The 26,119-nt window shown below is 62.2% G+C and carries 26 protein-coding genes; 7 read left to right on the top strand and 19 right to left on the bottom strand.

Annotated features, from left to right (window positions below):
• Nucleotides 1–213 precede the first annotated feature (213 nt).
• Nucleotides 214–723: a helix-turn-helix domain-containing protein gene (locus tag DN611_RS06150; protein ID WP_021749451.1), complete on the bottom strand. Its 510-nt coding sequence runs from the start codon at nucleotides 721–723 to the stop codon at nucleotides 214–216.
• Between the two features lie 424 nt (nucleotides 724–1,147).
• Between DN611_RS06150 and murC the strand changes: the two genes are divergently transcribed.
• A complete protein-coding gene (gene murC / locus DN611_RS06145) occupies nucleotides 1,148–2,530 on the top strand; it encodes a UDP-N-acetylmuramate--L-alanine ligase (protein WP_036630415.1) in 1,383 nt (460 codons plus the stop codon).
• A 3-nt stretch (nucleotides 2,531–2,533) separates the two neighbouring features.
• Nucleotides 2,534–3,070 (top strand): prolyl-tRNA synthetase associated domain-containing protein, encoded by a 537-nt coding sequence (locus DN611_RS06140; RefSeq protein ID WP_021749448.1) that lies wholly within the window; start codon nucleotides 2,534–2,536, stop codon nucleotides 3,068–3,070.
• A gap of 52 nt (nucleotides 3,071–3,122) precedes the next feature.
• On the opposite strand, the gene DN611_RS06135 is transcribed toward DN611_RS06140, so the two are convergent.
• The 7 genes from DN611_RS06135 to DN611_RS06105 form a co-directional block, all read right to left on the bottom strand.
• Nucleotides 3,123–3,443, bottom strand: coding sequence for a DMT family transporter (locus tag DN611_RS06135; RefSeq protein ID WP_021749447.1), 321 nt, complete (start codon nucleotides 3,441–3,443; stop codon nucleotides 3,123–3,125).
• A 146-nt stretch (nucleotides 3,444–3,589) separates the two neighbouring features.
• Complete coding sequence (locus DN611_RS06130; protein WP_119310889.1) at nucleotides 3,590–4,543, bottom strand: DUF3658 domain-containing protein; 954 nt, start codon at nucleotides 4,541–4,543, stop codon at nucleotides 3,590–3,592.
• A 36-nt stretch (nucleotides 4,544–4,579) separates the two neighbouring features.
• Complete coding sequence (locus DN611_RS06125) at nucleotides 4,580–4,963, bottom strand: DUF2085 domain-containing protein (RefSeq protein WP_021749445.1); 384 nt, start codon at nucleotides 4,961–4,963, stop codon at nucleotides 4,580–4,582.
• The gene (locus tag DN611_RS06120; RefSeq protein WP_119310888.1) at nucleotides 4,953–5,261 is read right to left on the bottom strand and encodes a zinc-ribbon domain-containing protein; all 309 of its coding nucleotides are present in this window, start codon (nucleotides 5,259–5,261) and stop codon (nucleotides 4,953–4,955) included. The genes DN611_RS06125 and DN611_RS06120 overlap by 11 nt, the downstream gene beginning before the upstream one ends.
• Before the next feature lie 201 nt (nucleotides 5,262–5,462).
• On the bottom strand, nucleotides 5,463–6,854 hold the full coding sequence (gltA, locus tag DN611_RS06115) for an NADPH-dependent glutamate synthase (protein WP_119310887.1): 1,392 nt from the start codon (nucleotides 6,852–6,854) through the stop codon (nucleotides 5,463–5,465).
• Between the two features lie 2 nt (nucleotides 6,855–6,856).
• Nucleotides 6,857–7,699 carry a sulfide/dihydroorotate dehydrogenase-like FAD/NAD-binding protein gene (locus DN611_RS06110; protein ID WP_021749442.1) on the bottom strand — a complete coding sequence of 281 codons (843 nt, stop codon included), beginning with the start codon at nucleotides 7,697–7,699 and terminating at the stop codon, nucleotides 6,857–6,859.
• Nucleotides 7,700–7,868: 169 nt separating this feature from the next.
• The gene (locus DN611_RS06105) at nucleotides 7,869–8,534 is read right to left on the bottom strand and encodes a Crp/Fnr family transcriptional regulator (protein ID WP_025545017.1); all 666 of its coding nucleotides are present in this window, start codon (nucleotides 8,532–8,534) and stop codon (nucleotides 7,869–7,871) included.
• 190 nt (nucleotides 8,535–8,724) lie between these two features.
• Here DN611_RS06105 and DN611_RS06100 point away from each other — a divergent pair, with 190 nt between their 5' ends.
• Nucleotides 8,725–9,174, top strand: coding sequence for a CBS domain-containing protein (locus DN611_RS06100; RefSeq protein WP_021749439.1), 450 nt, complete (start codon nucleotides 8,725–8,727; stop codon nucleotides 9,172–9,174).
• Between the two features lie 53 nt (nucleotides 9,175–9,227).
• On the opposite strand, the gene DN611_RS06095 is transcribed toward DN611_RS06100, so the two are convergent.
• On the bottom strand, nucleotides 9,228–9,830 hold the full coding sequence (locus DN611_RS06095; protein WP_119310886.1) for a 4'-phosphopantetheinyl transferase family protein: 603 nt from the start codon (nucleotides 9,828–9,830) through the stop codon (nucleotides 9,228–9,230).
• Between the two features lie 225 nt (nucleotides 9,831–10,055).
• Here DN611_RS06095 and dnaG point away from each other — a divergent pair, with 225 nt between their 5' ends.
• Together dnaG and rpoD are read left to right on the top strand one after the other, a co-directional pair.
• Nucleotides 10,056–11,849 (top strand): DNA primase, encoded by a 1,794-nt coding sequence (gene dnaG, locus DN611_RS06090; protein WP_119310885.1) that lies wholly within the window; start codon nucleotides 10,056–10,058, stop codon nucleotides 11,847–11,849.
• A gap of 244 nt (nucleotides 11,850–12,093) precedes the next feature.
• On the top strand, nucleotides 12,094–13,299 hold the full coding sequence (gene rpoD / locus DN611_RS06085; RefSeq protein WP_442950797.1) for an RNA polymerase sigma factor RpoD: 1,206 nt from the start codon (nucleotides 12,094–12,096) through the stop codon (nucleotides 13,297–13,299).
• Between the two features lie 60 nt (nucleotides 13,300–13,359).
• On the opposite strand, the gene recQ is transcribed toward rpoD, so the two are convergent.
• Together recQ and DN611_RS06075 are read right to left on the bottom strand one after the other, a co-directional pair.
• Nucleotides 13,360–15,177, bottom strand: coding sequence for a DNA helicase RecQ (gene recQ / locus DN611_RS06080; protein WP_119310883.1), 1,818 nt, complete (start codon nucleotides 15,175–15,177; stop codon nucleotides 13,360–13,362).
• A gap of 118 nt (nucleotides 15,178–15,295) precedes the next feature.
• Entirely contained in the window at nucleotides 15,296–16,363 is a 1,068-nt protein-coding gene (locus DN611_RS06075) for a hypothetical protein (RefSeq protein ID WP_119310882.1), read from the bottom strand.
• A 212-nt stretch (nucleotides 16,364–16,575) separates the two neighbouring features.
• Here DN611_RS06075 and DN611_RS06070 point away from each other — a divergent pair, with 212 nt between their 5' ends.
• Nucleotides 16,576–17,760: a D-alanyl-D-alanine carboxypeptidase family protein gene (locus tag DN611_RS06070; protein ID WP_119310881.1), complete on the top strand. Its 1,185-nt coding sequence runs from the start codon at nucleotides 16,576–16,578 to the stop codon at nucleotides 17,758–17,760.
• Between the two features lie 18 nt (nucleotides 17,761–17,778).
• Here the strand turns inward: DN611_RS06070 and DN611_RS06065 are convergent, their stop codons facing one another.
• From DN611_RS06065 to DN611_RS06030, 8 genes are all read right to left on the bottom strand, one after another.
• A complete protein-coding gene (locus tag DN611_RS06065) occupies nucleotides 17,779–19,134 on the bottom strand; it encodes an esterase/lipase family protein (RefSeq protein ID WP_025545558.1) in 1,356 nt (451 codons plus the stop codon).
• Nucleotides 19,131–19,952, bottom strand: coding sequence for an EFR1 family ferrodoxin (locus DN611_RS06060; RefSeq protein WP_119310880.1), 822 nt, complete (start codon nucleotides 19,950–19,952; stop codon nucleotides 19,131–19,133). The genes DN611_RS06065 and DN611_RS06060 overlap by 4 nt, the downstream gene beginning before the upstream one ends.
• A gap of 72 nt (nucleotides 19,953–20,024) precedes the next feature.
• Nucleotides 20,025–20,234, bottom strand: coding sequence for a hypothetical protein (locus DN611_RS06055; protein WP_021749426.1), 210 nt, complete (start codon nucleotides 20,232–20,234; stop codon nucleotides 20,025–20,027).
• A gap of 25 nt (nucleotides 20,235–20,259) precedes the next feature.
• Nucleotides 20,260–22,578: an ATP-dependent Clp protease ATP-binding subunit gene (locus tag DN611_RS06050; protein ID WP_119310879.1), complete on the bottom strand. Its 2,319-nt coding sequence runs from the start codon at nucleotides 22,576–22,578 to the stop codon at nucleotides 20,260–20,262.
• A gap of 52 nt (nucleotides 22,579–22,630) precedes the next feature.
• Nucleotides 22,631–23,332, bottom strand: a complete 702-nt coding sequence (locus tag DN611_RS06045) for a CvpA family protein (RefSeq protein WP_136891709.1) — start codon at nucleotides 23,330–23,332, stop codon at nucleotides 22,631–22,633.
• Nucleotides 23,333–23,390: 58 nt separating this feature from the next.
• Nucleotides 23,391–24,590 carry a DUF5711 family protein gene (locus DN611_RS06040; RefSeq protein WP_021749423.1) on the bottom strand — a complete coding sequence of 400 codons (1,200 nt, stop codon included), beginning with the start codon at nucleotides 24,588–24,590 and terminating at the stop codon, nucleotides 23,391–23,393.
• The gene (gene truA, locus DN611_RS06035) at nucleotides 24,583–25,338 is read right to left on the bottom strand and encodes a tRNA pseudouridine(38-40) synthase TruA (protein ID WP_119310877.1); all 756 of its coding nucleotides are present in this window, start codon (nucleotides 25,336–25,338) and stop codon (nucleotides 24,583–24,585) included. Before truA ends, DN611_RS06040 begins: the two co-directional genes overlap by 8 nt.
• Nucleotides 25,339–25,408: 70 nt before the next feature.
• A complete protein-coding gene (locus tag DN611_RS06030; RefSeq protein WP_021749421.1) occupies nucleotides 25,409–25,636 on the bottom strand; it encodes a helix-turn-helix domain-containing protein in 228 nt (75 codons plus the stop codon).
• A gap of 161 nt (nucleotides 25,637–25,797) precedes the next feature.
• On the opposite strand from DN611_RS06030, the gene DN611_RS06025 reads away from it, so the two are divergent.
• A complete protein-coding gene (locus tag DN611_RS06025; protein WP_025544875.1) occupies nucleotides 25,798–26,046 on the top strand; it encodes a hypothetical protein in 249 nt (82 codons plus the stop codon).
• Nucleotides 26,047–26,119: the final 73 nt, after the last annotated feature.

Below are 26,119 nucleotides of genomic sequence, written 5' to 3'. Positions count from 1 at the left end.
CGGAACAAGGAAATCTTCTGTCATTTGGGTGAAACTATGCCTGGATCTCCGCTCCTTCACAGCCGGTCATGTTTCCACCCGTGGGCAAAAGACGTGGGCAGCTGTTTTCCCCGCGGAACACAGCTGCCCATGTTGTCCAGGCGTGGAAGCAATGCCTTCCGCCCCTCAGGCTGGAATTTCGGGAACTGAATTGCACCCCAAAACAGGCCCGCTCTATGCCTTCTTCCGTGTCAGGAAAATCCCAAGGATTGCTCCTATCAAGAGCATCGGCGCAAACCTGACAAACAGCCATTCAAATGCGTGAAAAGCGACTCCAACAACGGCGGTTTCCGGATCGTGATAATTCCACCCCAGATAAGGACTCCCGCAGTAAATGAAAACTGCGGAAATAATTACGATGGCCGTACACAATCCAATAAGCAGGCAGCGAGCTGTTTTTCGCCGCAGCTCCTTCCCCTGTGCCAGCTGCAAATTTATGATCTCCAGCTTTTCGGAAACCGCTTTCAGGTCATCAGCCTTCGCCGCTGTGACAGGTTCTCCGAGCAGCGTGCTCACAGGTGTTTCAAACGCCTCTGACAGGGAGATCAGCATATCAGCATCCGGAACAGACAATCCCTGCTCCCATTTGGAGATGGTCTGCCGCACCACATTCAGCTTGATCGCAAGTTCCTCCTGCGATAGCCCTTTTGATTTTCTGATGGCTTTGATGTTTTCACATAACATAGGGAATGAACTCCTTTCTGGTTAACGCCATTGTACGAGAAACAGCCTGTTTTCGCAAGCAACGTATATTAACATTTGCGTTCAGACTGTGCAGGCGGCTTTTGGCTTCTTTCTTTTGCGGCAGGCAAGATTTGTTGATTCCTGCGGCACGTATCCAAACCGGCAAATTACGCAAAGCTGCCACAGGTATGCGGCAAATTACCTTCCTCTTACGGCTGCGCTCAGTTTGGTGAAGCCGACGGAATTGGGGCCGCCACCGCTGATCTTGAAACGGGGCCCTGGATTTCTCTGGTTGCATTTTCCGTCTTCTCATACTATAATGAAATATTTGGTAAGGAATTGCAGGTTTTTGGGCAACCTCATGGTATTCCCACAGAATCATCAGCGGCGCGCTGGCAGTGCGCTTCAGATAAGGAGTCTTTTCATGATGAACAATCTCCATCCCATCCGCGACTATATCGTCCCCGGCAAGCGGGCCCATCTGGTGGGCATCGGCGGCGTGTCCATGTGCCCCCTGGCGGAGGTGCTGCGGGGCATGGGCCTCCATGTCCAGGGCTCCGACATGACGGAGAGCGACACGGTCCGCCACCTCCGGTCCTTGGGCATCCCCGTGGCCATCGGCCACAACGCCGAAAACCTGGGGGACTGCGATCTGGTGGTCCGCACCGCTGCCGTCCACGACAGCAACCCGGAGATCGCCGGTGCCGTGGCCCGGGGTATCCCCGTGTACGAGCGGGCCCAGGCCTGGGGTGCCATCATGCAGCGGTATCCCAACGCGCTGTGCGTGGCCGGTACCCACGGCAAAACCACCACCACCTCCATGTGCACCCACATCTTCATGGCGGCGGAGGCGGATCCCACGGTGATGATCGGCGGCACCCTGCCCCTGCTCCACGCCGGCTACCGGGTGGGCCAGGGGGACACCATCATCCTGGAGTCCTGTGAGTACTGCAACAGCTTCCTCAGCTTCTTCCCCACCGTGGCAGTGATTTTGAACGTGGAGGAGGACCACCTGGACTTCTTCAAGGATCTGGCCGACATCCAGCACTCCTTCCGCCGGTTTGCGGAGCTGGTGCCCCCGGCGGGGTCCGTCATCGTCAACGCGGACAACGCCAGCGCCATGGAGGCGGTGGCCGGGCTGGAGCATCCCATCTTCACCTTCGGCCTGGACCATGCCGCCGACTGCACCGCCGCCAATCTGACGGAGGTGGACGGCAGGCCGGTATTCGACGTGATGATCCGCGGCGAGAAATACGCCCGCGTAGAGCTCCACGTCTACGGCCACCACAATGTTCTCAACGCCCTGGCGGCAGCCTCTGCGGCCTGGGCACTGGGCCTGCCGGGCCATGCGGTGGAGACGGGCCTGGCCTCCTTCACCGGCGCCGGCCGCCGATTCGAGCACAAGGGTACCTATCATGGGGCGGAGGTCTACGATGACTACGCCCATCACCCCGACGAGCTCCACGCCCTGTTCACCACCGCCAAGGAAATGGGGTATGAACGGCTGGTGGTGGCCTTCCAGCCCCACACCTACTCTCGCACCGCCAAGCTGTTCGAGCGGTTCGTGGAAGAGCTGAAAATCCCGGACGTGGCCATCCTGGCGGAGATCTTCGCCGCCCGGGAGCAGAACACCTTGGGCATCTCCTCGGCGGACCTGTGCCGCAATATCCCCGGCGCTGTGTACTGTTCCACCCTGGACAAGGCGGCGGCGGCTCTGCGGCAGGCGGCCCGGCCCGGCGACTTGATCCTCACCGTAGGCGCCGGTGACATCTACCGGGCCGGGGAAAAGCTGCTGGCGGGGGTGTGAGCCGTGGAGATCTCAGAGATCCGCACCGCCGCCCCGGCAGAGGGCCGCGCCGCCGTGGAGCTGGAGACCTTTGCCCTGCTGGACCGGCTGCACATCCCCTATGCTTGGGTGGCCCACGAGACCGCCGACACCATCGCCGACTGCGATGTGGTCAGCGAGGTGCTGGGCATCTCCATCTGCAAGAACCTGTTTCTCTGCAACCGGCAGAAGACGGCGTTCTACCTGCTGACCATGCCCGGCGGCAAGCCCTTCCAGACCAAGGTCCTCAGCGCCCAACTGGGCACCACCCGCCTCTCCTTCGCCCCGCCGGAGCTGATGGAGTCCATGCTCCGCTGCACCCCCGGCTCTGCCAGCGTGCTGGGCCTGGCCTATGACACGGAGCGCCGGGTCCGGCTGGTGATGGACCGGGCAGTCCATGACGCGGCCTGGTTCGGCTGCCACCCCTGCAAGAACGACGCCAGCCTCCGCCTGCGGACGGAGGACCTGCTGCATGTCTTTCTCCCCCACACGGGCCACGATGTGACGGTGGTGGACCTGTAACGGCATCTATGGAAAAACGAGGACCGGACCGGTCCTCGTTTTCTGTTTTCCCTCAGTGGGAAGAGGTCAGCTTGATGCCGACAATGCCCGTCAGCAGCAACACGGTGAAAAACATCCGGGCGGCGGTCACCGGCTCCTTGAAGATCAGGATGCCCACCGCCACGGAGCCTACGGCCCCGATGCCGGTCCAGACGGCGTAGGCAGTGCCCAGGGGAAGCGTCTTCATGGCCTGGCTCAGCAAATAGAAGCTGGCCAGCATCCCCGCAATGGTCATCACGGACCAGCCCAGCTTCGTGAAGCCATCGGACAGTTTCAGGAACGAGGACCAGAACACCTCCAGAAGTCCCGCGCATGCCAGAAATACCCATGCCATGCAAATCACTCCTCCTCTGACAGCAAAAAATAAAAGGCGCCCGCGCCCCGCATCTCCAATGGCCTACGGATGCAGGGGCAAACGCCTTTGTCCGCCCGGCGGCGGACCTATATTGATGTTTTATTTTACAGATTTCCCGGGAAATGTCAAGTCCTTTCTACCACAGAGCGGTAAAACCGCTCCCGGTCCTCCCGGAGCATCCGCAGCTCCCCGGTGGAGAGCATCTGCCGGATGCGCTCCGCCAGCCAGACGTCGCCGATGCCCGGCTTCTCCCGGCCCAGAACCTCTCCAATGATGTTGGCGATCTTCGTCTGGCCCTCGGGCAGATGGCGTCGGATCATTTCGTCGTAGAAGTCCTCCCCCACGCTGCGGACCCGGCCGTTCACCACCGCCCGGATCGGGGCGTTCTCCTGCCGGAGCACCTCCCACCGATGGGCCATAGCGCCCAGCATCACCGGCGGCAGCGGCTCCTCCCGGGACAGGAAGCGTCCGAACAGCTCCGGCTCCACCTCGCCCCAACCCAGGTAGGTCTCCACGACGCCGTCCGGCCGCTCCCGCCAGGGCGGCAGGAACACCACGCGGACGTCGGCCTTTGTGTCTTTCAGCAGGCTGGCAGCGTGGAGCAGACCGCAGGCGCCGTATGGCGTATGGTCCACCCAAATACGGACGGCGTCCCTAGAGCCGCAGGACCTCAATCGCTCCGCTGCCTCCAAATTCCGCTGCCAGTCCCGGTCCGTGGTCTCATCATCACCATCACACCACCGGCGCAGCAGGTCCCACCGGTCCGCCCCCAGCGGTTCTCGGATATCCCCCATATCCAGTCCCAGGGACAAGACCAGTACATCACTCGGACTGCCGCCCAGGGGGATGGCCTCCCGTTCCAGGGCCGCCTGCCGCCGCTGGGCCCGCTGGATCTGGTGGATCTCTTCTCCCGCGGGCGCTTTTCCGTCATCGAAGCCGATGACCGTAGTAGATGTCACATTTCCGCCGTCCTCTGTGCGGCTGAGAACGAATCCGAAGCCTTTCCGTCCGCTCCCGCCGCAGCGCTGGGCCACCCGCAGGGCACCGCAGGTTGACATATCAAAACACAGTTCCAGCATGGTCTTGCCTCCTGGATGTCACGGCTGCTGATCTTCTCAGGGATCCAGCAATGTTTTCCCAAAGCCAAAGCCCCATTGATAGGCCCAGCCCAAGGACGTGAGCAGAAGCACCGTCAGCCCGTAGCCGAAGAGGAGCCCCGTCGCCAGCCGCCGGAGATTACCGCTCTCATAGGGCGTACAAAGCTGGAGAAGTCCGTCCGCAATCAACGGAACCAGCAGCACAGCCGCCACTCCCGCCGGGGGATGGACCGCCCACCAGGTTGCCAGCCCCGCCAGGATGCCCGCCAGCTCCCCGGTGCACCGGGCGCAGATGGGAAAGGGCGTTCCGTCCCGAAAATGGAAAGAGCGATCCGGCCGGCAGTGGCATCCGAAGAGAATCGGAAGCCACCGCCAAAGCCAGCGCCGCAGCTTAATAGGCATACACCGCTGCGCTGATGCCCAGAGCCGCCGCCGCAACGTACATCAGTACATAGGCGATCACGCACACCAGGGCGCCGATGCCCGCCGCCTTGGCAGTCCGGGGCTTGGTATCCTTCCATACCAGGAACAAGATCAATCCTGCAATGGGAATACAGCAGCCCAGAAGCCCCCACAGGAAGCCGCCGTTGTCCGCTGCCGGTGGAGGATTATTCGGTCCTCCGTTCTGAGGTGTGCCGCATTTCGGGCAGACCGCCGCATAGTCATCGATCAATGCACCACATTTTCTGCAATAAGCCATCGTTTTTCCCTTCAAGACACAGTTTGCTGCGTTCGCCTCCGCGCTGTCCCAAAGCCGCGTGGCGCCCTCCACCTGAGGGAACCAGGCACCTTGATTATATCGGTCCCCGCACCTGCTGTCAAGGCTAATCCGACAGATTCCAACCAAAAGGGACAAGGCAGGCAGCTTTCGCTGCCCGCCTTGTAAAAAGTCCGGGAGATCTTACTTCTTGCTCAACGCCTCGTCGATGGCCTTAGCCGCGGTCTTGCCGGCGCCCATGGCCAGGATGACGGTGGCAGCACCGGTGACGGCGTCGCCGCCGGCATAGACATTCTCGCGGGAGGTGAGACCGTCCTCGTTCACCACGATGCCGCCCTTCTTGTTGATTTCCAGGCCCTTGGTGGTGGACTTGATCAGGGGGTTGGGGCTGGTGCCCAGGGCCATAATAACGCAGTCCACGTCCACGTCGAACTCACTGCCGGGGACCTCGATGGGACGGCGGCGGCCGGAGGCATCGGGCTCGCCCAGTTCCATCCGGATGCAGCGGATTCCCTTCACATCGTCGTTCTCGTCCGCCAGCACCTCCACCGGGTTGCAGAGAGTCTTGAAGATGATGCCTTCCTCCTCGGCGTGCTCCACCTCTTCACGGCGGGCGGGCAGCTCCTCCATGCCGCGGCGGTACACAACATAGACCTCTGCACCCAGGCGCTTGGCGCACCGGGCGGCGTCCATGGCCACGTTGCCGCCGCCTACGACGGCCACCTTCTTGGGATGGATGAGGGGCGTGTCGGAATCGGGCAGGTATGCCTTCATCAGGTTGATGCGGGTCAGGAACTCGTTGGCGGACAGCACGCCCTTGTAGTTGACGCCGGGGATGTTCATGAACATAGGCAGGCCGGCGCCGGAGCCGATGAACACGGCCTCAAAACCCATCTCATCCATCAGCTCGTCCACGGTGATGGTGCGGCCCACCACGGTGTCGGTCATGATCTTCACGCCGAAGTGTTCCAGCCGGGCCACCTCCTTGGCCACAATGGCCTTGGGCAGACGGAACTCCGGGATGCCGTACACCAGCACGCCGCCAACCTGGTGCAGCGCCTCGAACACGGTGACGTCATACCCCTTCCGGGCCAGATCGCCGGCACAGGTCAGGCCCGCAGGGCCGGAGCCTACCACAGCTACCTTGTGGCCGTTGCTCTCCGGCACGGCGGGAGCGCCGCCCTGATGGCCGTGGGCATTGTGATAGTCCGCCACAAACCGCTCCAGACGGCCGATGCCCACGGGCTCACCCTTGATGCCCCGGATGCACTGGCCCTCGCACTGGTTCTCCTGGGGGCAGACACGGCCGCAGATGGCGGGCAGGCTGTTGGTGGAGGTGATGACGCCGAAGGCCTCGTCAAACTTGCCTTCCGCCACCTTGGCGATGAACTCGGGAATATGTACGTTCACGGGGCAGCCGTTCACGCACTTGGGGTTCTTGCAGTTCAGGCAGCGCTTGGCCTCGTCGATGGCCATTTCCTCAGTATAGCCCAGGGCCACCTCGTCGAAGTTCTTGTTGCGGACATCGGGTTCCTGAGAGGGCATGGGATTCTTCTTCAAAGACATATTGGCCATGATTATTCGGCCTCCTTCTTGAACAGGTTGCAGGTCTCCTCATATTTGTGGGCCTCAAAGTCCCGATACATCTGGTTCCGCTTGACCGCCAGATCCCAGTCCACCTTGTGGCCGTCGAAATCCGGGCCGTCCACGCAGGCGAACTTCATCTCGCCGCCCACGCTCAGGCGGCAGCCGCCGCACATGCCGGTGCCGTCAATCATGATGGGGCTCATGGACACGGTGGTGGGGATGCCGTAGGGCTCCGTGGTCTTGGAAACAAATTTCATCATCACCATGGGTCCGATGGCGAACACCTCATCATACTGGTTGCCAGCGTCAATCAGCTCCTTCAGCGCCTCGGTGACAACGCCCTTCTGGCCATAGGAGCCGTCGTCGGTGCAGACCTTCAGTACGCTGCTTGCGGCCCGGAACTCATCCTCCAGGATCACCAGATCCTTATTCTTGAAGCCGATGACGGCGTGGACCTCGGCCCCACAGTCGTGGAACTTCTTCAGCACGGGATACGCGATGGCGCAGCCGACACCGCCGCCCACCACGCAGACCTTCTTCTTGCCCTCGGTCTCGGTGGCCTTGCCCAGGGGGCCCACAAAGTCCTGGAGGCTGTCGCCCTCTTTCATGTGGCTCAGCTTTTCCGTGGTGGCACCCACGGTTTGGACGATGATGGTGACGGTGCCCTTCTCCGGGTTATAGTCGTTGATCGTTATGGGGATTCGCTCGCCGTTCTCATCCACGCGCAGGATGATGAACTGGCCCGGTTGGGCCTTCTTGGCGACCAGGGGTGCCTCGATCTCATACAGGGTGACGGTGGGACGGAGGGCCTCTTTTCTCACGATACGATACATAGTGTTCCTTCTTTCCCGAATGATCGAATTTTGGTATTTGCGGCGATGTATCCTTCGACACGACACATTGTCTATACTTTAACACAACCCCCGAAAGCAGTCAATCCGTTTTTGCGGGGATTCTGCGAAAAAAATAACAAACTTTCCAGCGCCCCTTCTGGCCGGTCAATCATCCTGTACAAAGGGTGATGCGCCGCCCCTCGGACCGGAGGACGCCCTCCTCCTTCAATCGCTTCAGCTCCCGCATCATGGCGCTGCGGTCCGTGGCGATGTAATCCGCCAGCATACTCAGGGAGAAGGGCAGCTGGAAGGTCCGGCTCCCCTCCTTCTCCGCCAGCTGGTTGAAGTAGCACAGGAGCTTTTCCCGGATGGACCGGCGGGAGAGAACGTCCACCCGCTCGGACAGGGCCTGGGCCTTGTCTGAGATCAGCCGCAGCATATTCTGCACCAGCAGGCTGTGATGGGTGCAGGCCCGCTCACACCGCTTCAGAATATGGGGATAGTCGATGAACACCACGTCGCAGGCCGTGCGGCAGACCACTTCCAAGCTGTCCCGGCCGGAGGTGGAAAACGCCAGGCTCTTGCCGAACACACCGCCGGGGCCCAGCTCCTCCAGCACAGTGGCGACTCCCTCCTCATCGATGCGGATCAGGGATGCCTCCCCCCGCTCCACCACGCCTACGGCGTTGCCAGCCGGGCCGGAGAAGTCGTAGATCACCTCGTCCACCCGATAGCTCCGCTGCACCGCCTGAAAGCAGTCCAGCATCTGCTGGTAATTCTCGTACCCGATGTCCTGAAACAAGGGGCTCTTTTTCAGTTCCTGTGGGGTCAACATCGCGGCCGCTCCCTTCTGTTGCATATATCACATTTTATAATAACAGCCTCTGTCGAAAAAGTAAAGACCGTTCTCCGGCAGATTTCATAGATTATTCACCAATTCCCCAGGCATTTCCTGTATACTTTTTTCAGAAGGCCGGAAAGGCCGAATACGGGCGGGCCCCCGCCCTTAGAAATGAGGCAGCAAAGTGAACATAGCTTATTTTCTGCTCCCGAAGCACAGCGTCGCCTATCTGTACGATGACTGCACCTTCCGTCAGGGACTGGAAAAGATGCGGCACCACGGCTATACCGCCATCCCCGTCATCAGCCGGGATGGGAAATATGTCGGTACAGTCAGTGAGGGGGATTTCCTCTGGCAGCTCCTGTCCAAGGACTGCGAGACCTTGACTGCCTACTCCATGAAGGACATGGAGCGGCTGCAGGTCCGGGACATTCTGCGGGGCAACAGCTATCCTCCCGTCCGGATCACCGTCACCATGGAAGAGCTCCTCCACAGCGCCATGAACCAGAACTTCATCCCTGTGGTGGACGACCTGGGGAACTTCACCGGGATCGTCACCCGAAAAGACATCATCCGCTACTTTGCGGAGCAGAAGGATGCGGCGGAGCCGCTGCCTTTGCGGAAGATCGTATAAACCGACCGGGAGACGGCGGGGCACTGCCCCGCCGCCTTTTTTCTCCCCCGCTTTTATCCCATCATCTCATCCAGGGAGTATTTGCGCACCTGGCCTGGCGGGCCCCCGTCCCGGGTGGCCACTCCCGCCACATAGCCCGGAAAGGTGTCCAGAAAATAGAATCGCTCCCCAGGCTGGAGCGGGGTCTCCGACGCCAGCATGGTCCCCACGCCGGCGCCGCTGCGCTTGGCCCGGGCCTCCCGCCGGACCCAGCTCTGGAAGAAGGCCCGTTCCGTGGTCACATCCGCCAGACGCCGCATGGCCCGCTCGCTCACCGGCCGGATGTGCTCGATATCCACCCCCACCGGCTCCCCGGACAGGGCCACCAGCACCGCGCCGGTGGTGTGGCTCAGATTGAAGTGGACCTCCGGGAAATCCGGGAAGTAGGGCTTGCCCAGAGAGGTGAGCCGGATAGGCGGAAGCTCCCGCCAGCGGTACTGCTCCCACAAGGCATGGCGTAGAATGAGATAGGCGCACAGGGGCTCCCGCCGCTTTTCCGACTGCTTGATCCGCAGCAGCCGCTCCTGCCGCTCCGGGGGCAGCAGGGGCAGCATGGCCTCCGTCTCCCGCTCCGTCAGCGGGCGCTCCAACCGGGCCGCCCAAAGCTCGATGGACATCTCACGCCTCCTCTCCGCCGCTTCGACGCTTTTCTACCATTTTACGCAGGCCGCGGCAGTCTGTAAACCCACTGGGCAAAAACTTTTTGAAAAAATCCAGCAAAAAAAGAGGAAATCCCAAAAGAACGGGGTATATCTAAAATGTCTCGTTTTGGGTACGCCCTCGCTTTCGGGTATGACCCTCGGGAAATCTGGCAACACTCACCGAAAGGAGGAGACCTTGACATGCCCTTTCCCCAGAGCTTTCTGGACGAGCTGATGGCCCGGAGTGACATCGTGGACGTGGTGGGCAGCTATGTGCAGCTGACCCGAAAGGGCGCGAATCTCTTTGGTCTGTGTCCCTTCCACAGTGAGAAGACCGGCTCCTTCTCCGTCTCTCCGGACAAACAGATCTACTACTGCTTCGGCTGCAAGCGGGGCGGCGGCGTTATCAACTTCATCATGGAGGAGGAGAATCTCTCCTTCCCGGATGCGGTGCGCTTTCTGGCCAAACGGGCGGGGATGGAGGTACCGGAGGAGGACGGCGACCGGGAGGCGGGCCGCAGGCGCCAGCGTCTGCTGGACCTGAACCGGGACGCGGCCCGGTTCTACTATCAGATGCTCCAACAGCCGGAGGGGCGGGCGGTGCAGGAATATCTGGACCGGCGGAAAATTCGCAGGGCCACGGCAGTGAACTTCGGTCTGGGAGCCTCTCTGGATGCCTGGGACGCGCTGATCCTGGCCATGACGAAGAAGGGCTATACGAAGTCGGAGCTGCTGGAGGCAGGCCTGGCGGTGCAGAACCGGAACGGCGGCCTGTACGACAAGTTCCGCAACCGGCTCATCTTTCCTGTCATCGATGTGCGGGGAGACGTGGTGGCCTTCGGCGGCCGGGTCCTGGACAAGTCTGAGCCCAAGTACATGAACTCCCAGGAGACACCGGTGTACTCCAAACGGCGGGTTCTGTACGGACTGAATCTGGCCAAGAAATCCAAGCGGTCCAACATCATCCTCTGCGAGGGCAACATCGACGTGGTGACGCTCCACCAAGCGGGATTCGACAACGCAGTGGCCTCCATGGGGACGGCTTTGACAGTGGAGCAGACACGGCTCCTCAGCCGGTTCACGAAGGAGCTGGTGCTGTGCTACGACAATGACAACGCCGGCAAGATCGCCACGGAGCGGGCGCTGGAGATCCTGAACAACTCGGAGTTTTCGGTCAAGGTCCTTCAGCTGCCCCGGCGGCGGACGGAGGATGGCGAACTGGTAAAGCAGGACGCCGACGACTTCATCAAGCTCCAGGGAAAAGACGCCTTCGAGGCGCTGCTGACCGGCAGTGAGAACGGCATCGAGTTCCGCATGGCCCAGGCGGCGGGTAAGTACGACCTCTCCAGTGACGAGGCCCGTGTGGCCTACTGTGAGGAGGTCAGCGCCCTGCTGGCCGCACTTGCCAATCCGGTAGAGCGGGAGATCTACACCACCCGGGCCGCAGAGACCGCCAAGATCACGCCGGAGGCCATGAGGCTGGAGGTCCAGCGGGCCTTCAAACGCCGCCTCTCCCGGGAGAAGCGGCAGGAGCTGCGGCGGGACCTGAACCCGGCGGTCCAGCTCCAGCCCAAGGAGCGGGAGCTGCGATACGACAACATCCGCTCCGCCCGGGCGGAGGAGGGCATCCTGCGGCTGCTGATCCGGGACGAGAGCCTGTTCCCGGAGGAGCCGCCCCTGCGGGAGGAGCAGTTCTCCTCCCCACTGCTGGGCCGTGCCTTTACCACGCTGTGGCAGGCCAAGGCGGCAGGACGCGTCCCCTCCCTGGCGGCCCAGGCGGAGTTCTTCTCCCAGGAGGAGATGAACCATCTCACCGGCGTCTGCCAGCAGCCGGAGTCTCTGCGAAACGGACAACAGGCGCTGGCGGACTACATACGCATCGTACAGACGGAGGCCGAGAAGCGGCTGGGGGGCGGGACTGCCGACCCGCTGCTGGCGGCCACAGAAAAATACAAAGACAAAAAGGGTACTGGAGGAAAGCAGCATGGCAAATGAGTTTGAGTTGAGCCCCAAGGAGCTGAAGAGACAGGCAGACGCGCTCCTGGCGGCCGCAGATGCGGCGGAGAAGGCCGCGGAGAGGGAGCCGGCTGCAAGGTCTGCCAAAAAGTCCACCCGGAAAAAGGGGGAGGAGACGGCCCAGGAGGCCCCCGCCGTCATGACGGACGAGGAGGCCCGGAAGGCCGGCATCCTCCGGCTGGACGACAAGCAGGTGGCTGCGCTGCCCGCAGCCTCCTGGCTGATGAACAACGAAAAACTGCGGGAACTGCTGGCCCGCGGTAAGAAGAAGGGCAAGTTGGACTCCGCAGATCTGATGGACGCGGTGGATGACCTGAATCTGGAGAGCGATCAGATGGATCAGCTCTACGACTCCCTGGAGGCGCTGAACATCGACATCAGCGCCGACGATGCCCTGTTGGCGGACCTGCCGGATGACGAGCCCGCCGCAGAGGAGATCGCCGATGTGGAGGAAGAGGAGCTGGTGGATCCCAACACTCTGGTGAACAGCTTCTCCATCGACGATCCTGTCCGTATGTATCTGAAAGAGATCGGCAAGGTGCCCCTGTTGTCCCCGGATGAGGAGATCGACCTGGCCCAGGCCATGGGCGCGGGCAACGAGGCCGACCGGAAGCTGGCGGAGATCGACCGGCTCCGGAAGGAGGGGCAGGAGATCCCCTACTCCCAGGAGGAGATCTCCGCCTGGAAGTCCGCCCACGCCAAGGGTGAGACCGCCAAGCAGAAGCTGGCGGAGGCCAACCTCCGCCTGGTGGTGTCCATCGCCAAGCGGTACGTGGGCAGGGGCATGCTGTTCCTGGATCTGATCCAGGAGGGCAATCTGGGCCTGATCAAGGCGGTGGAGAAGTTCGACTACACCAAGGGCTACAAGTTCTCCACCTACGCTACCTGGTGGATCCGGCAGGCCATCACCCGGGCCATCGCCGACCAGGCTCGCACCATCCGCATCCCTGTCCACATGGTGGAGACCATCAACAAGGTGATTCGGGTCAGCCGCCAGCTCCTGCAGGAGCTGGGCCATGATCCGTCTCCCAATGAGATCAGCGCGGAGATGGGAATGCCGGTGGAGAAGGTCCGGGAGATCCTGAAAATTGCCCAGGAGCCCGTCTCCCTGGAGACCCCCATCGGTGAGGAGGAGGACTCCCACCTGGGCGACTTCATCCCCGACGAGGGGGCCAGCGAGCCCAGCGAAGCCGCCAGCTTCACCCTGCTGAAGGAGCAGCTGATGGATGTTCTCTCCACTCTCACTCCCCGGGAGGAAAAGGTTCTAAAGCTCCGCTTCGGCATCGAGGACGGCCGCACCCGCACCCTGGAGGAAGTGGGCAAGGAATTCAACGTTACCCGGGAGCGCATCCGCCAGATCGAGGCCAAGGCCCTGCGGAAACTGCGCCACCCCAGCCGCAGCAAAAAGCTGAAGGATTTTCTGAACTGAAAAAACACAGACAGGCGCTGTCCCGCATGGGGCAGCGCCTGTTGTCTCTTCTGATCTCCGTCACGACGGAAAGTCCTGGATCACCGTCAGAAAGTCCCGGCCGTACCGCTCCGCCTTGGCGGAGCCCACGCCGCTGACCGCACGCAGCTCCGTCGTGGTCCGGGGGCGGGAAATCGCCATCTCCCGCAGGGTCTTGTCCGAGAACACCACGTAGGCGGGGACTCCCTGCCGCCGGGCCAACTGGGCCCGCAGGGCCCGGAGGCGGCCGAACAGCTCCGCCGCATCCCCCTCCAGCTCCCCGGCCGCCGCCCGGCGGGCCGGGGCGGACCGGTCCTCCCGCAGCGTCTTCATCTGGAGCGTCGATTCGCCGTACATCACGTCCTCCGCCCGCTCCGTCAGCCGCAGCACCGGATACTGCCCCGGACTCAGCTCCAGCACGCCCTGGTCCAGCAGGAAGCGGATGCGCTCCTGGACCTCCTTCTGGGTCAGCTGACCCAAAGCGCCGTAGGTATCCTCCCGGTCCATGTGGTACTTCCGCACCCGCTCCGTGTCCGCACCGCAGAGGGTCTCCGCGATGACACCCACGCCGAAGTGCTGTCCGGTTTTGGCAATGCAGGCCACGATGGCCTTGGCGTCCCGGCTGACATCCACCTCTTCGAAGTTATGGAGGCAGTTGTAGCAGGCGCTGCAAGTGTCCGGCGCGTGCTCGCCGAAGTAGTGCAGGATATACTGCCGCAAACACCGGCGTGTCCGGCAGTAGCCGGTCATCTGCCGCAGCCGCTGCAGGTCCCGCTCCCGCAGCTGCTCGGCCGTCCGGGGATCCAAGTCCTCCCGGGGCTCGCTGTGGGTGATGAGAAACTCATTAGTCCGCACATCCTGGCCACTGTACAACAGGATGCAGCTGGAGGGCGCCCCGTCCCGGCCCGCCCGGCCCGCCTCCTGGTAGTAGCTCTCCATGTCCTTGGGCATATTGTAGTGGATGACATACCGGACATCGGACTTGTCGATGCCCATGCCGAAGGCGTTGGTGGCCACCATCACCTGCACCCGGTCGTAGAGGAAGTCCTCCTGGTTCCTCTGCCGCTCCTCTGGGGCCAGGCCAGCGTGATACCGGGCGGCGGCTACCCCCCGCTGGCGGAGGAAGTCGCACACCTCCTCCACATTCTTCCGGGTGGCACAGTAGACGATGCCGCACTTGCCGGGGCGGCCCTTCACCAGCTCCAGCAGCGCCGCCCGCTTGTCCGCAGGCTGCTGGACCTCAAAATACAGGTTCTCCCGGTCAAAGCCGGTGGTCAGCTCCAGCGGGTCCTGCAGGTCCAGCAGGCGGTGGATGTCCGCCTTCACGTCCGGCGTGGCGGTGGCGGTGAAGGCTCCCACCGGGGGCCGGTGGGGCAGGCTCTCCACAAAGGCGGGGATGTTCAGGTAGGAGGGCCGGAAATCCTGGCCCCACTGGGAGATGCAGTGGGCCTCGTCCACCGCCACCAGGGAGATGTCTGCCTCCCGCACAAAGGCCTGGAAGCCCTCGGTCTCCAGCCGCTCCGGGGCCACGTAGATGATCTTGTACCGCCCCGCCCTGGCCCGGTCCAGGGCCAGCAGATACTGGCGGAAGGTTAGGGAGCTGTTGAGAAACGCCGCCGGGATGCCCATCTGCACCAGCTGCGTCACCTGGTCCCGCATCAGGGACACCAGAGGCGAGACCACCAGGGTGATCCCCGACAGCAGCAAGGCCGGGATTTGGTAGCAGACGGACTTCCCCGCCCCGGTAGGCATGATGGCCAGCGCATCCCGCCCAGAGAGCAGCGCGTCGATGACCGCCTCCTGGCCGCCCCGGAAGACGTCGTAGCCGTAATAGGTTTTCAGTGCTTCTTCCTTGGTCATAGTCCCGTTCCCTCTGGGGCTGTCTTGCCCCTGTTTTCGCTTCCAGCATTGTAGCACATCTGTTCGCATAAGGCAAGGCCCCGGCGGTATACCGCCGGGGCCCGCATCCTGATCTGATTCAACCCAGCCAGCTGAGAAGCCGCCCCGCCTCCAGCGCCGCCAGGGTTCGGACACCGTCGAAATCCACATAGGGGTTGTAGACTGCCTCCAGCTTATCGTGGTTGGCTTTGGCGTCTTTCAGCGCCGCGGCCCCTTCCTCCCGCAGGAGTGCCGCCATCCGGGTCTGGAACCGCAGCCGGGCCTTGCCCTGAGGTTCCGTCATGGCGTCCAGCCGCACCCGGCGGAAGGGCTTCTGCCCGTACTCCATGCCGGGCCGGGAGGTGACGAAGGCCAGCCCCAGTCCGGGGATCAGCAGGTGCTCGATCCGCCCCGGCTCCTCCGGCGCGCAGCAGACGATGGTGTCCCAGCCGTTATCCGCCGCCGCCCGATGCAGCCGGGCAAGCATCTCCCCTGCCAGCTCCCAGCTGTCCGCCAGCTCATAGACCTTGGGGCACAGGGCGTCCACACTGTCAAACCGCCAGATGTACCCCTTGTGGGTAATACTGCCCAGGAAGCGGCGGGTGGTCTTCCCCGCCTCACCGCCCCGGCGGCGCAGCTCCCGTGAGAGAATGCCCGCCGTCCGGCGGTCCGCCTTCTCCCGGTCGAAGGTCTTCCGCACCGCCGCCACTGCATCCAGCTCCACCTGCCGGGCAGCCTTCAGATGGTGATAGGCCCGGATATATGCGGCCTTGTAGGCCCGGGTATGAGCCTTCACCTCCTCTGCCGCGGCCTTGGCGGCGGTGAGGTCGTAAAACCGCCCCAGGTCCACATACCGGTCCACCGCCGCAGGGTACCGGGGCTCCACCACATGAGGCGACGTACCATCCACCACGGCGCAGCGGAGCTCCGGCAGCACCACGCCGTCCAGGGAATCCGGGTCGCCGGAACACCATAAGTACTCCACCGGTGTGCCGGCCTCCTCCATGCTTCGGCCGATCTCCCGCATGAAGGTGGCCTTGCCCACGCCGGGGCCGCCTTTCAAAACCATCAGGTCATAGGTGTCTTCCAGGTCCACGATCTCCGAAAACAGGTTCTGGAAGCCGTCACCGCTGTTAGCGCCTGCGAAAAAATGGGTAACTTGAGCCATACGCTCCCCTCCAAGTGTTGTTCTTACACTCAGGCTATGCAAAAACAACTTGGCCTGACAGCGGTTTTTCACGGGTCAAAAGCCGGATGGATAAAATTCCCTCTGCCAAACCGGAAAATAGGAGATGCATTTTCTTCCATCATCTGTTATAATGAAGAGTACGAGACTGCGGCGGTGCCGGACAGGCCCGCCTTTCAGATAGGAGCGCCGATATGGACGAGGAGTACAAGCCCATTATCACGGACGAGGAGCGGGCCACCCGGCGGGCCCAGCGGGCGGAGGCCCGCCGAAAGAAGCAGCGGGAAAAGCGGCGGCGGCTGCTTCGCCGTCTGGTGCCCTGCGGGCTGCTGGCCGTTCTGTGTGTAGGCCTGGTGACCGTGGGAGCCCAGCTGATTGAAAAGCCTGCGCCGGAGATGGTTAAGGCCGAACGGCCCTTTCAGGTGACATCCGTCGCCAGCGCCCCTGCGCCGGAGCCCTATGCCAGGGCCGTGTCCGGCCCGGACACGATCCAGCTGGGAGAGGACTTTCCCAGCCGCTGCGCGGTCCTGGTTGACCTGGACACCCGGACGGTCCTGGCGGAGAAAAACGCGGATACTGTGATCTCTCCCGCCTCCATGACGAAGGTCCTGACGGTTCTGGTGGCCGCTGAGCACATCACAGAAGCGGAGCTGGACGACACCTTCACCATGACCATCGACATCACCGACTACTGCTATGTCAACGGGTGCAGCGTGGTGGGGCTGATGGTTGACGAAACGGTCCCGGTGCGTGAGTTGTTCTACGGCACCATCCTCTCCTCCGGTGCGGACGCGGCACTGGGGCTGGCCACTTATGTGGCGGGCTCCCAGGAGGCGTTCGTGGCGCTGATGAACGAAAAGCTGGAGGAGCTTGGCATCGCGGACACCGCCCACTTCACCAACTGCGTGGGACTGTATGACGAGGCCCACAAGTGCACGGTCTCCGACATGGCGGTGATCCTGGAGGCGGCCATGGACAACGACCTGTGCCGGGAGGTGCTGGGTGCCCGGACCTATGAGACTCTCCCCACTGCGGACCACCCGGAGGGGCAGATCCTCTCCAATTGGTTCCTGCGGCGGATCGAGGACAAGGATACCGGCGGCATTGAGGTCACCGGCGCCAAGACCGGCTATGTGGTGGAGTCCGGCAACTGCGCCGCCAGCTGCGGCGAAACAGCGGACGGCAGACGCTATATCTGTGTGACGGCAGACGCTTACAGCTCCTGGCGGGCCATCTATGACCATGTGGCGCTGTACAAAACCTATTGTTCCCCCGCAGATGACACCACAGAGGATGGCGGGGCGGCGGATCCCCTTGTGGAACCGGTGGCCCCCACCATAAAAGACACCACGGAACACGAAAGCGGAGCGTCCCTGTGACGCTCCGCTTTTTTCCGCTCAAAAGCCTCTGTTTTTCAGATCCGCTACCAGGGAGACATAGAACTCCCGGACGTCGAAGCCGGGAATGTTCTCCCGATTCAGATCCACCACATCCCCGTGTGAGATGCCCCGGTGCCCCCTTGGCTCCAGCAGGGTGAACTGATCGCCCCATTTGGCGGAGTCCACCGCCACCAGCCCGTCGTTCAATCCATCAAAGTGCTTGACGATGGGATAGGTCATGTTCAGAGGGAACTTGCCGTGCTGGGCCTTTCTGCAATAGGACATGACGCTCTGGTAAAAGACGCCGGGGGCGTCCGGGGTAGCCGCGTTCCTGGCCTCGCAGGCAGAGGCGGTCAGATCTGTCACCGCCGCCAGGAAGTCCGGGGCCTCATCCCCCAGCCGCTTCAGGGCGGCGTTGTAGGTATCTGCGATCTTCTGCCGAGCCGCTGCAGGGATCTTCTTCAGCAGATATTCGGCAAAGATGCAGCCCCGGTGGGGCGTGTTGATGGTGGTGAGGCTGGCCACACAGGGGGCACATCCAGCGTGGGCGATGGCGGCCCGGCTGTCCAGTCCCCCCTTGGAGTGGGCAATGATGTTCACCTTCTCACAGCCGGTCTCCGCCAGGATCTGCCGGATACGGTCCGCCAGCTCCCGCCCGCTGTCCTCCACCGCGGCGGCGGACTGCTGCTGTCCGTAGTACACTGTTGCGCCGTTGCGCTGGAGCTCCTTGGGAATGCGGCCCCAGTAGTTGACATAGCGGAAGTCCCGGAAGAACACCCCGTGGACCAGAAGGATCGGGTATTTCGTCTTACAGATCTCGCTCTCCGCCCGGGCGGTGTCCAGCTCCCACTTCTCCGTCTCGAACTCCGCCTCGTCGGCGGTGATGCGGATAATCTTCCGCAGATACCAGATGTTGAGAATTGGGATCCACCCGCACAGGGCCGCCAGCACCCGGTGCTTCAGCCCCAGCTGGACGGAGGTGAGATACACCCGGATCATGCCGTTCCAGAAGACGATGGCCTCCAGCAAGACAGCCCAGAGAACGCCAAAAGCCGCACCTGCAACAGCTGTTCCAGCGGCAAGGCTGTTCTCCGGCGTTATCATGGAAATCTGGCACCACAGCCATACCATCTGCACAAAGACTGTGACCGTAGCTGTAATCAAAAACAGGCGCAGCAATTCGCAGCCGCTTTTCAAATACCAGATCCGCTTTGTAGGCGCACCGCTCTTCTCAATGGGCCGCAGATTAAAATAGAGGAACTCCCCCAGAAGCAGTATCGTCGTCAAGAGCCAGCTCACCGGGCCAAACGCATAGATCAGAGAAACCCAGTTGGCTGTGACCGCCATCAGAAAGGCAAGAACCCACCGCCTCACAGATACACCTCATTCTCCTTGGGCTCTGTGAAGTTCTGCTCCAGCATGGCCACGTGGGACAAAAAGGCCGGGTCGTCAAAGTACTTGGCGTGCTTCGTGCACTTGCGGACACACCGCTGGCACTTGATGCAGGTGCCGGGCACCTCCGCCACGTTGGAGGGATTGATGGCCCCCATGGGACACAGGCGGGCGCAGGCGCCGCAGTCGGTACACTTGCCCAAATCCGTCTGGGGCTTGGCCTTCAGGAACTTGACGGGCTGGCCGTCCGTGCCCTTGGGCACGTAGTAGGGCGCCGCCGCATCGCCCGGCACGGCCACCGGAGCAGGGATGTCCGTCAGGTCTTTTACCTTGTCCGCAATGCGGGCCGCGAACTCCCCCATCTGCCGCTTGTCATCCCAGTCCGGGCGGCCGTCCGCCAGCGCGTCCGTAAAGGCGTGGCGGCACGCAAAGGCGCCCCCGGCCACGGTGTGGAAGCCGTCCGCCTCCAGCGCGGCACACAGCTCCGCCAGGGAGTTGTCGTAGGACCGGTTGCCGAAGGTGACCACCCCCACCGCCAGGGCGCCGTTCCCGTGGATCTGCTGCTGGACATAGGGCAGCATCTTGTTGGGCAGCTTTCCCGCATAGGTGGGCATACCGAACACCACCAGGTCTCTCCCCGTAAAAGACAGATCCTCCGCCCGGTCTGACGGGCGTGTGAAGTTCCTCCGCTCCAGAGGGACGCCCAGCTTCTCCGCCAGGGTCTCCGCGATGGTGTTCACCGTCTTGTCTGTGTTGCCTGTGGCGCTCCAGTACGCCGCGCAGATCCGCTTGACTTCCATGATGTCTCCTCTCCTTCCCATTTGTGACAGCGCCCGCCCGGGGATTTTCTCCAGGCGGGTGCTGAACGCTGCTTACAGCGAAAAATCTTCCTCTTTCAGCCGTTCAGTCTCCAGCGCTGCCGGCCGGGGCGGCACCCGCTTCAAGGGGTCGTATTTGAATGCCCGGCAGTGGTGCTCCACCGCCACGATGCCCCGCTTGACGCAGGCCACCTCCCGCTCGTTGATCTGCTGGCCCCGCTGGCAGTAGGCACAGCGGGGATCCATATCCTTCCGAAACAGCATGGTCCTCCCTCTCCTCTTCCTCCGGTCACAGGGTGTACAGCCGAATGGCACCGTCCTCCACCGTGGCCTTCACCTGGGTGATGGGATGCTCGTAGCTGTCGATGATCTTTGTGGCCATGGGGTCCTCCAGCTCCTTCTGGATGGTGCGCCGCAGGTTCCGGGCGCCGTAGGTCAGGGAGTAGGACTTCTTCGTCAAAAGCTCCACCAGTGCGTCGTCGTAGGTGAAGGTGATGCCTTTCTCCTTCAGGGAACCCACCAGTTCGTTCAGCATGATACGTGCGATGCCGTGGAAGTTCTCCTCGCTGAGGCGGTTGAAGGTGATGACTGCGTCCACCCGGTTGATGAACTCCGGCCGCAGGAACTGCTGGAGCGCCTTCATGGCCCGGTCGGCGTCCTGCTCGTTCACGGAGCGGCCGAAGCCCACGGTGCCCTCCTTGGTGGCGCTGCCGGCGTTGGAGGTCATGACGATGATGGTATTCTCAAAGTTCACCTTGCGGCCGTGGGCGTCGGTGATCTCGCCGTCATCCAGGATCTGGAGAAGGATGTTCAGCACATCGGGATGGGCCTTCTCAATCTCGTCGAAGAGGACCACGGCGTAGGGCTTGCGGCGGATCTTCTCTGTCAGCTGGCCCGCCTCGTCATACCCCACGTAGCCCGGAGGGGAGCCCACCAGACGGGAGACGGAGTGCTTCTCCATGAACTCCGACATATCCAGCCGGATCAAGGCATCCGGCGTGTTGAAGAGGTCTGTTGCCAGCTGCTTCACCAGCTCTGTCTTGCCCACGCCGGTGGGCCCCACAAAGATGAAGCTGACAGGCTTGTGCTTGGGGGAGATGCCCACCCGGTTCCGCCGCACCGCGGCGGCTACGGCGGACACGGCCTCGTCCTGGCCGATGATATGGCTCTTGAGCCGCACTTCCAGCTGGCTCAGGCGCTGGAACTCCTGCTCCCGGATCTTGGCCGCCGGGATTTTGGTCCACAGCTCGATAACATGGGCCAGATTCTCCATGGAGAGCTGTGGATCGCCCTTTTCCAGCAGACTGTTCAGCTCTGTGTTCAGCTGGAGTTCCTTGCTCTTCAGCTCCGCCATGCGGGCGTAGTCGCCCTCGGCCTTCTCCTCCTGCTCCTCCAGCATGGTGCGCTCTTTCTCATAGTCGTCCAGCTCCCGCTGAATCTCCATGCGGCGGGAGATATCCGGGTCTTTCAGATTCAGGTCGGAACAGGCCTCGTCGATCAGGTCGATGGCCTTGTCCGGCAGGAACCGGTCGGTGATGTACCGCTCACTGAGCAGCACCGCCTGACGCAGGATCCCCTCAGAGATCTTCACCCCGTGGTACTGCTCATACTTGGGGGCCAGGCCCTGGAGAATCTGCACAGAGTCCTCAATGGAGGGCTCGTTCACCGTCACCGGCTGGAACCGCCGCTCCAGAGCGGTGTCCTTCTCGATGGACTTGCGGTACTCGTTGAAGGTGGTGGCGCCAATCACCTGGATCTCGCCCCGGGAGAGGGCGGGTTTCAGGATGTTGGCGGCGTTCATGCTGCCCTCGGCGTCGCCGGCGCCCACAATGTTGTGAACCTCGTCGATCATCAAAATAATGTTCCCCAGGCGCTTCACCTCGTCGATAAGGCCCTTCATCCGGCTCTCGAACTGGCCCCGGAACTGGGTGCCGGCCACCAGAGCTGTCAGATCCAGCAGGTAGACCTCCTTGTTCCGCAGCTTGAAGGGCACGTCGCCCTTGGAGATCCGCTGGGCCAGCCCCTCCGCGATGGCGGTCTTACCCACACCGGGCTCACCGATCAGGCAGGGGTTGTTCTTCTGGCGGCGGTTCAGGATCTGCACCACCCGCTCGATCTCCTGCTCCCGGCCGATCACCGGGTCCAGCTTTCCCTCCTGGGCCCGCTGCGTCAGGGAGATGCAGTAGTTCTCCAGATATTTGCGCTTGCCGTTCTTAGGGTCCTTGCGCTCCTTTTCCCGGCTTCGGGCACCGCTTTCCTCCTGGCCGCCGCTCTCGCCGCCCTTGGCGGCCTCGCCGGAGAACAGGCGGTTCAGGAAGGGGAAGGTGGCGGTCTTGCCCTCTTCCTCCTCTTCCCCGGCGTCCTCGCCGCCGGGCAGGTCCTCGATATTCTCCACGCCGCTCATGGCCTGGAGCATCTCACTGTTGAGCGTGTCCAGATCCTCGTCGGAAATGCCCATGCGCTTCATCATATCGTCCACCTGGGGCAGGCCCAGCTCCTTGGCGCATTTCAGGCACAGGCCCTCGTTGGTGGTCTTGTCCCCCTCCATTTTGGAGATGAAGACAACGGCCACGTTCTTCTTGCATCTTGAACAAAGTGTCGGCTGCATCGTGTAAATCCCTCCAGAAATCGTGACGCCGGCGGGGCAACGGCCCCGTTCGTCATTGCAGAAGCGACAGCGCGCTCAGGGGCGTGTGTGTCGCAAAAAATCGTAAAATATGGGTGGCTGAGACGGTGTCTGTCTCAAAGGAGACGCCGAAGCGCCGCAGAACCCAGATGGCCAGAAACAGCACCAAGGCCCCCTCGATCAGGCCGATCACGGCGCCGCCCAGGGCGTTGACCAGGTGCAGCCCCGGCAGCTGCAGCACCAAGTCCATAGCCCGGATCAGCAGCTTCAGCAGGATCGTCAGTCCCACGAAGGAGACCAGGAACAGCGCCGCATAGAGAATGGACTGGGCCAGACTCTCCACCACGGCCATGACCAAGGAGACGCCGGTGTCCTGGATCTTCTCCTGCGTCTGGCTGGCCAGGGAGTTCCGCACGTCCTCGTCCAGTCCCATCAGGGCCAGCAGGTCCTCGATGGCGAAGCCCTCGTCCACGTCCTCCTCCGGCATCTGGACCTCCTGGGACTGCCGGGCCATAGCCTCGTCCACCTTCGTCTCGATTTGCTCCCGGATCAGGGGCGTCACCAGACGGGCCGCCGGGGCGGCCAGGGTATTTGCGATGATGGCCGCCCCCACCAGGGCCACGATCACCACCGCCAATCCCGCCAGGGCCCGGAAAAGGCCCCTGTGGGCACCGTAGATGACCGCAGCGATCAAAACCACAGCCATAATCACGTCTATTATAACAGGTGTTGTCATGCTTGCCTACCTTTTTGCTCGTAAACGTTTTGTGAATTCCAAGATCAATGTTTCCCACTCAAGGCAGGAACAGGTGGGCGCTCTCTGCCGCCAGCAGCAGGGCAGAGCCATCCTGGCGCATCAGAACCGACCGGGCGTAGTCCGTGCCCTCCAGCTGAGCATAGATCTCCAGCTCCTCTGTGTAGATCACCACGCTGTCCATATACAGCACCGCCAGATACCGTCCGGCAGCGGAGATGCTGAGGATCTCCTCGTTCACGTCCAGGGCGGCGATCTCCTGCCCGTCCGTGTCCACCGTCACCAACCGGCCCACACCGCCGGACTTGTACCGGTTCAGCAGCAGGGCGGTGAAGCCGTCCCCGTGCAAGTCGTATTCCCGCAGATAGCTGCCGGCATAGGAGTAGGTAGCGCGCACCTCCCCGGCCGGGGACGCGTAGGTCAGGCAGGTGTCGGACACCGTCACCAGCTGGCCGTCCTGCTCTCCGACGGCAGCCACCAGACCGTCGGTCACATCGTAGTCGGCCGCCGGGTCTACATTTCCTGCCGTCTCCAGGCTGTAAAGTACCATGTTGCTGACGAACACGCTGTTCTCCTGGCCTAAGGTCACCACCGCCAGAGTGTTATCGTCATCTGTCACCCGGGCGTCGATGACAAACCGGTCCGACGCGGTGAGTGAAAACACCTCCGTCCCCTGGCTGTTATAAGCGGTGACGCCGCCCTTGTAGCCCGGCAGTTCTGTGGTCACAGCCAGCCAACCGTCTTCATTCAGCCGGGCGGAGAAATAGGGGGCGTCCTCCGGTGCGGTGAGCGTGAGGATCTCGCCCCCCTCGTCCACCACATACAGCTCTGTGCCCCCCACGTCGTAAGCCACAGCCCGGCCGCCGCCCGTCTCCAGGGCAGGGGCGCTCATCCGCACGGATGTGGACCAGATCTCCTCTCCGCCCCGCGCCAGGACCTGCAGCTTTGTGTCGGAGAGCACCACCAGGGAATCCCCCAGGACGGCAAAGCGGTTGCTGTCGGAGGCGTCGTAGTCGTACTGGGCCTCAGCAGTGCTCTCCTCTCCGCTGCCGTAGGAACACAGCCGCCGCAGGGCGTCAAAGCCGGTGCCGTCCCGGTACGCGGCCACGAGCACCACGCCCAGCACCGCCGCCAGCACCAGAAAGAAGATCCCAAAGCGGCGCAGCCGTCCGCCCTTCCGGGGAGCCTCGTCCTCTTCCCCGTCGTTGTCGTTCCAGATGTCGTTCGTCGTATCAGCCATTGAGCCGTTCATCCTCATACCAAAGTCTTGTCAGGTACAGTCCCCCCGGCGGCACCGTGGGACCGGCGGCGGTGCGGTCCCCCCGCTCCAGAATGCCGGGGATGTCCTCCGGGGTGAACTTGCCCTCCGCCGCGTACAGCACGGTGCCGGTGATGGCCCGTACCATGTTATACAAAAAGCCGTTGGCGCAGACCTTCAATTCCAGCAGATCTCCGTTCCGGGTCACGTCACAGTAATAGATGGTGCGGACAGTGGACTTCGTCTCCGTGCCCACGGAACGCACCGCCGCGAAGTCGTGGGTGCCCACGAACATCCCCGCTGCCCGGTTCAGGAATTCCTCGTCCAGGTGCTTGGGATAGAAGTAGGCCCGGTTGACGTAAAATGGGTTCTTGAACCGGGAGTTGTAGATGCGGTAGGTGTACTCCTTCTTGATGCAGGAGCCGATGGCGTTGAAGTCCTCCGCCACCTCGAAGGCCTCCTTCACCGCGATGTCCTCCGGCGTGTGGGTGTTGACGGCGAAGGGGAGCCGGTCCACGGGAATGCGGCTCTCCGTGCGGAAGTTGGCGATGTAGTGCTCCGCGTGGACACCGGCGTCGGTGCGTCCGCAGCCGGTGAGGTGTACCGGGCCGCCGCAGATGTCAGCAATGGCCTTCTCCAGGGTCCCGCAGACGGTGACCGCGTTCTTCTGCACCTGCCACCCGTGGTAGGCGGTGCCGTTGTACATGAGTTTCAGGGCAATGTTGCGCATAAGCTCTCCTTTGGCAGTTCCGCCGCCCGGGGTTCCCGGCGGGAACGCTCTTTTTATCCGGCAGGGCAACTCAGCGGTTGACCGCCGGGTTGTCTGTCCGCCCCAGCAGATAATCCACAGAGCAGTCCAGATAGTCGGCGATGCGAGCAAGGGCAATACAGGACATTTGCTTGCCTTTTGCAAATTCTGATATCGCGTTAATTCCCATGTTCAAATCAGACAGCATATCTTTTGTGCGGATGCCTTTTTCTTTGAGGCGCCATTTAATGCGGTCTGCAATGTCTTGTGTAACATACATAAAATTTGCCCCGCCTTTTGTAAAGCTCTAAAATCACGAAAAAACGTGAAAAGCATCTTGATAATCACGCTATTACATGATAAAATCCGTTTAGCGTATAAATAAGAAATACCATACCACAAAAAGGATATCGGAACAACACATATTAAGGAGGAATCCCCATGACAAGCATTTCGGAAACTCTGTTCGACACCTACGGCGACAGCCTGATGCAAGAGTATGCGCCCTATGATGAGGCGGAAATCCTGGCGGCGCTGGACCGGATGTCCATGCCGCAGGACATGCAGATCCAGGTCTGTGATCTCCTCTCCAGCTGCTATCTCCGCTGGGGCACAGCTGCCTTCGCCATCGGCCTGGGGCTGGGCCTCTCGCTGATGCAGGATTGCTCCGGTCGCCGTCTACGGATCTGACGGACTCCCCTGTGCGGCGCCGCAGTTCATGTATCCGGGGATAAGCCTTCCGGGGCGGCCGGAATCTCCTGCC

The sequence above is a fragment of the Oscillibacter sp. PEA192 genome (genome assembly GCF_003574015.1).
Taxonomy (GTDB): domain Bacteria; phylum Bacillota; class Clostridia; order Oscillospirales; family Oscillospiraceae; genus Oscillibacter; species Oscillibacter welbionis.
The sequence above is the reverse complement of the archived record's forward strand: the minus strand, read 5'-3'. Positions and strand labels throughout refer to the sequence as shown.

Bases quoted from the DNA above. Each gene is read 5' to 3' on its own strand.
- DN611_RS06150 (WP_021749451.1), bottom strand. From the start codon at position 723: ATGTTATGTGAAAACATCAAAGCCATCAGAAAATCAAAAGGGCTATCG.
- murC (WP_036630415.1), top strand. From the start codon at position 1,148: ATGATGAACAATCTCCATCCCATCCGCGACTATATCGTCCCCGGCAAG.
- DN611_RS06135 (WP_021749447.1), bottom strand. From the start codon at position 3,443: ATGGCATGGGTATTTCTGGCATGCGCGGGACTTCTGGAGGTGTTCTGG.
- DN611_RS06130 (WP_119310889.1), bottom strand. From the start codon at position 4,543: ATGCTGGAACTGTGTTTTGATATGTCAACCTGCGGTGCCCTGCGGGTG.
- DN611_RS06125 (WP_021749445.1), bottom strand. From the start codon at position 4,963: ATGCCTATTAAGCTGCGGCGCTGGCTTTGGCGGTGGCTTCCGATTCTC.
- DN611_RS06120 (WP_119310888.1), bottom strand. From the start codon at position 5,261: ATGGCTTATTGCAGAAAATGTGGTGCATTGATCGATGACTATGCGGCG.
- gltA (WP_119310887.1), bottom strand. From the start codon at position 6,854: ATGGCCAATATGTCTTTGAAGAAGAATCCCATGCCCTCTCAGGAACCC.
- DN611_RS06110 (WP_021749442.1), bottom strand. From the start codon at position 7,699: ATGTATCGTATCGTGAGAAAAGAGGCCCTCCGTCCCACCGTCACCCTG.
- DN611_RS06105 (WP_025545017.1), bottom strand. From the start codon at position 8,534: ATGTTGACCCCACAGGAACTGAAAAAGAGCCCCTTGTTTCAGGACATC.
- DN611_RS06095 (WP_119310886.1), bottom strand. From the start codon at position 9,830: ATGTCCATCGAGCTTTGGGCGGCCCGGTTGGAGCGCCCGCTGACGGAG.
- dnaG (WP_119310885.1), top strand. From the start codon at position 10,056: ATGCCCTTTCCCCAGAGCTTTCTGGACGAGCTGATGGCCCGGAGTGAC.
- rpoD (WP_442950797.1), top strand. From the start codon at position 12,094: ATGAACAACGAAAAACTGCGGGAACTGCTGGCCCGCGGTAAGAAGAAG.
- recQ (WP_119310883.1), bottom strand. From the start codon at position 15,177: ATGACCAAGGAAGAAGCACTGAAAACCTATTACGGCTACGACGTCTTC.
- DN611_RS06075 (WP_119310882.1), bottom strand. From the start codon at position 16,363: ATGGCTCAAGTTACCCATTTTTTCGCAGGCGCTAACAGCGGTGACGGC.
- DN611_RS06070 (WP_119310881.1), top strand. From the start codon at position 16,576: ATGGACGAGGAGTACAAGCCCATTATCACGGACGAGGAGCGGGCCACC.
- DN611_RS06060 (WP_119310880.1), bottom strand. From the start codon at position 19,952: ATGGAAGTCAAGCGGATCTGCGCGGCGTACTGGAGCGCCACAGGCAAC.
- DN611_RS06055 (WP_021749426.1), bottom strand. From the start codon at position 20,234: ATGCTGTTTCGGAAGGATATGGATCCCCGCTGTGCCTACTGCCAGCGG.
- DN611_RS06050 (WP_119310879.1), bottom strand. From the start codon at position 22,578: ATGCAGCCGACACTTTGTTCAAGATGCAAGAAGAACGTGGCCGTTGTC.
- DN611_RS06045 (WP_136891709.1), bottom strand. From the start codon at position 23,332: ATGACAACACCTGTTATAATAGACGTGATTATGGCTGTGGTTTTGATC.
- DN611_RS06040 (WP_021749423.1), bottom strand. From the start codon at position 24,590: ATGGCTGATACGACGAACGACATCTGGAACGACAACGACGGGGAAGAG.
- truA (WP_119310877.1), bottom strand. From the start codon at position 25,338: ATGCGCAACATTGCCCTGAAACTCATGTACAACGGCACCGCCTACCAC.
- DN611_RS06030 (WP_021749421.1), bottom strand. From the start codon at position 25,636: ATGTATGTTACACAAGACATTGCAGACCGCATTAAATGGCGCCTCAAA.
- DN611_RS06025 (WP_025544875.1), top strand. From the start codon at position 25,798: ATGACAAGCATTTCGGAAACTCTGTTCGACACCTACGGCGACAGCCTG.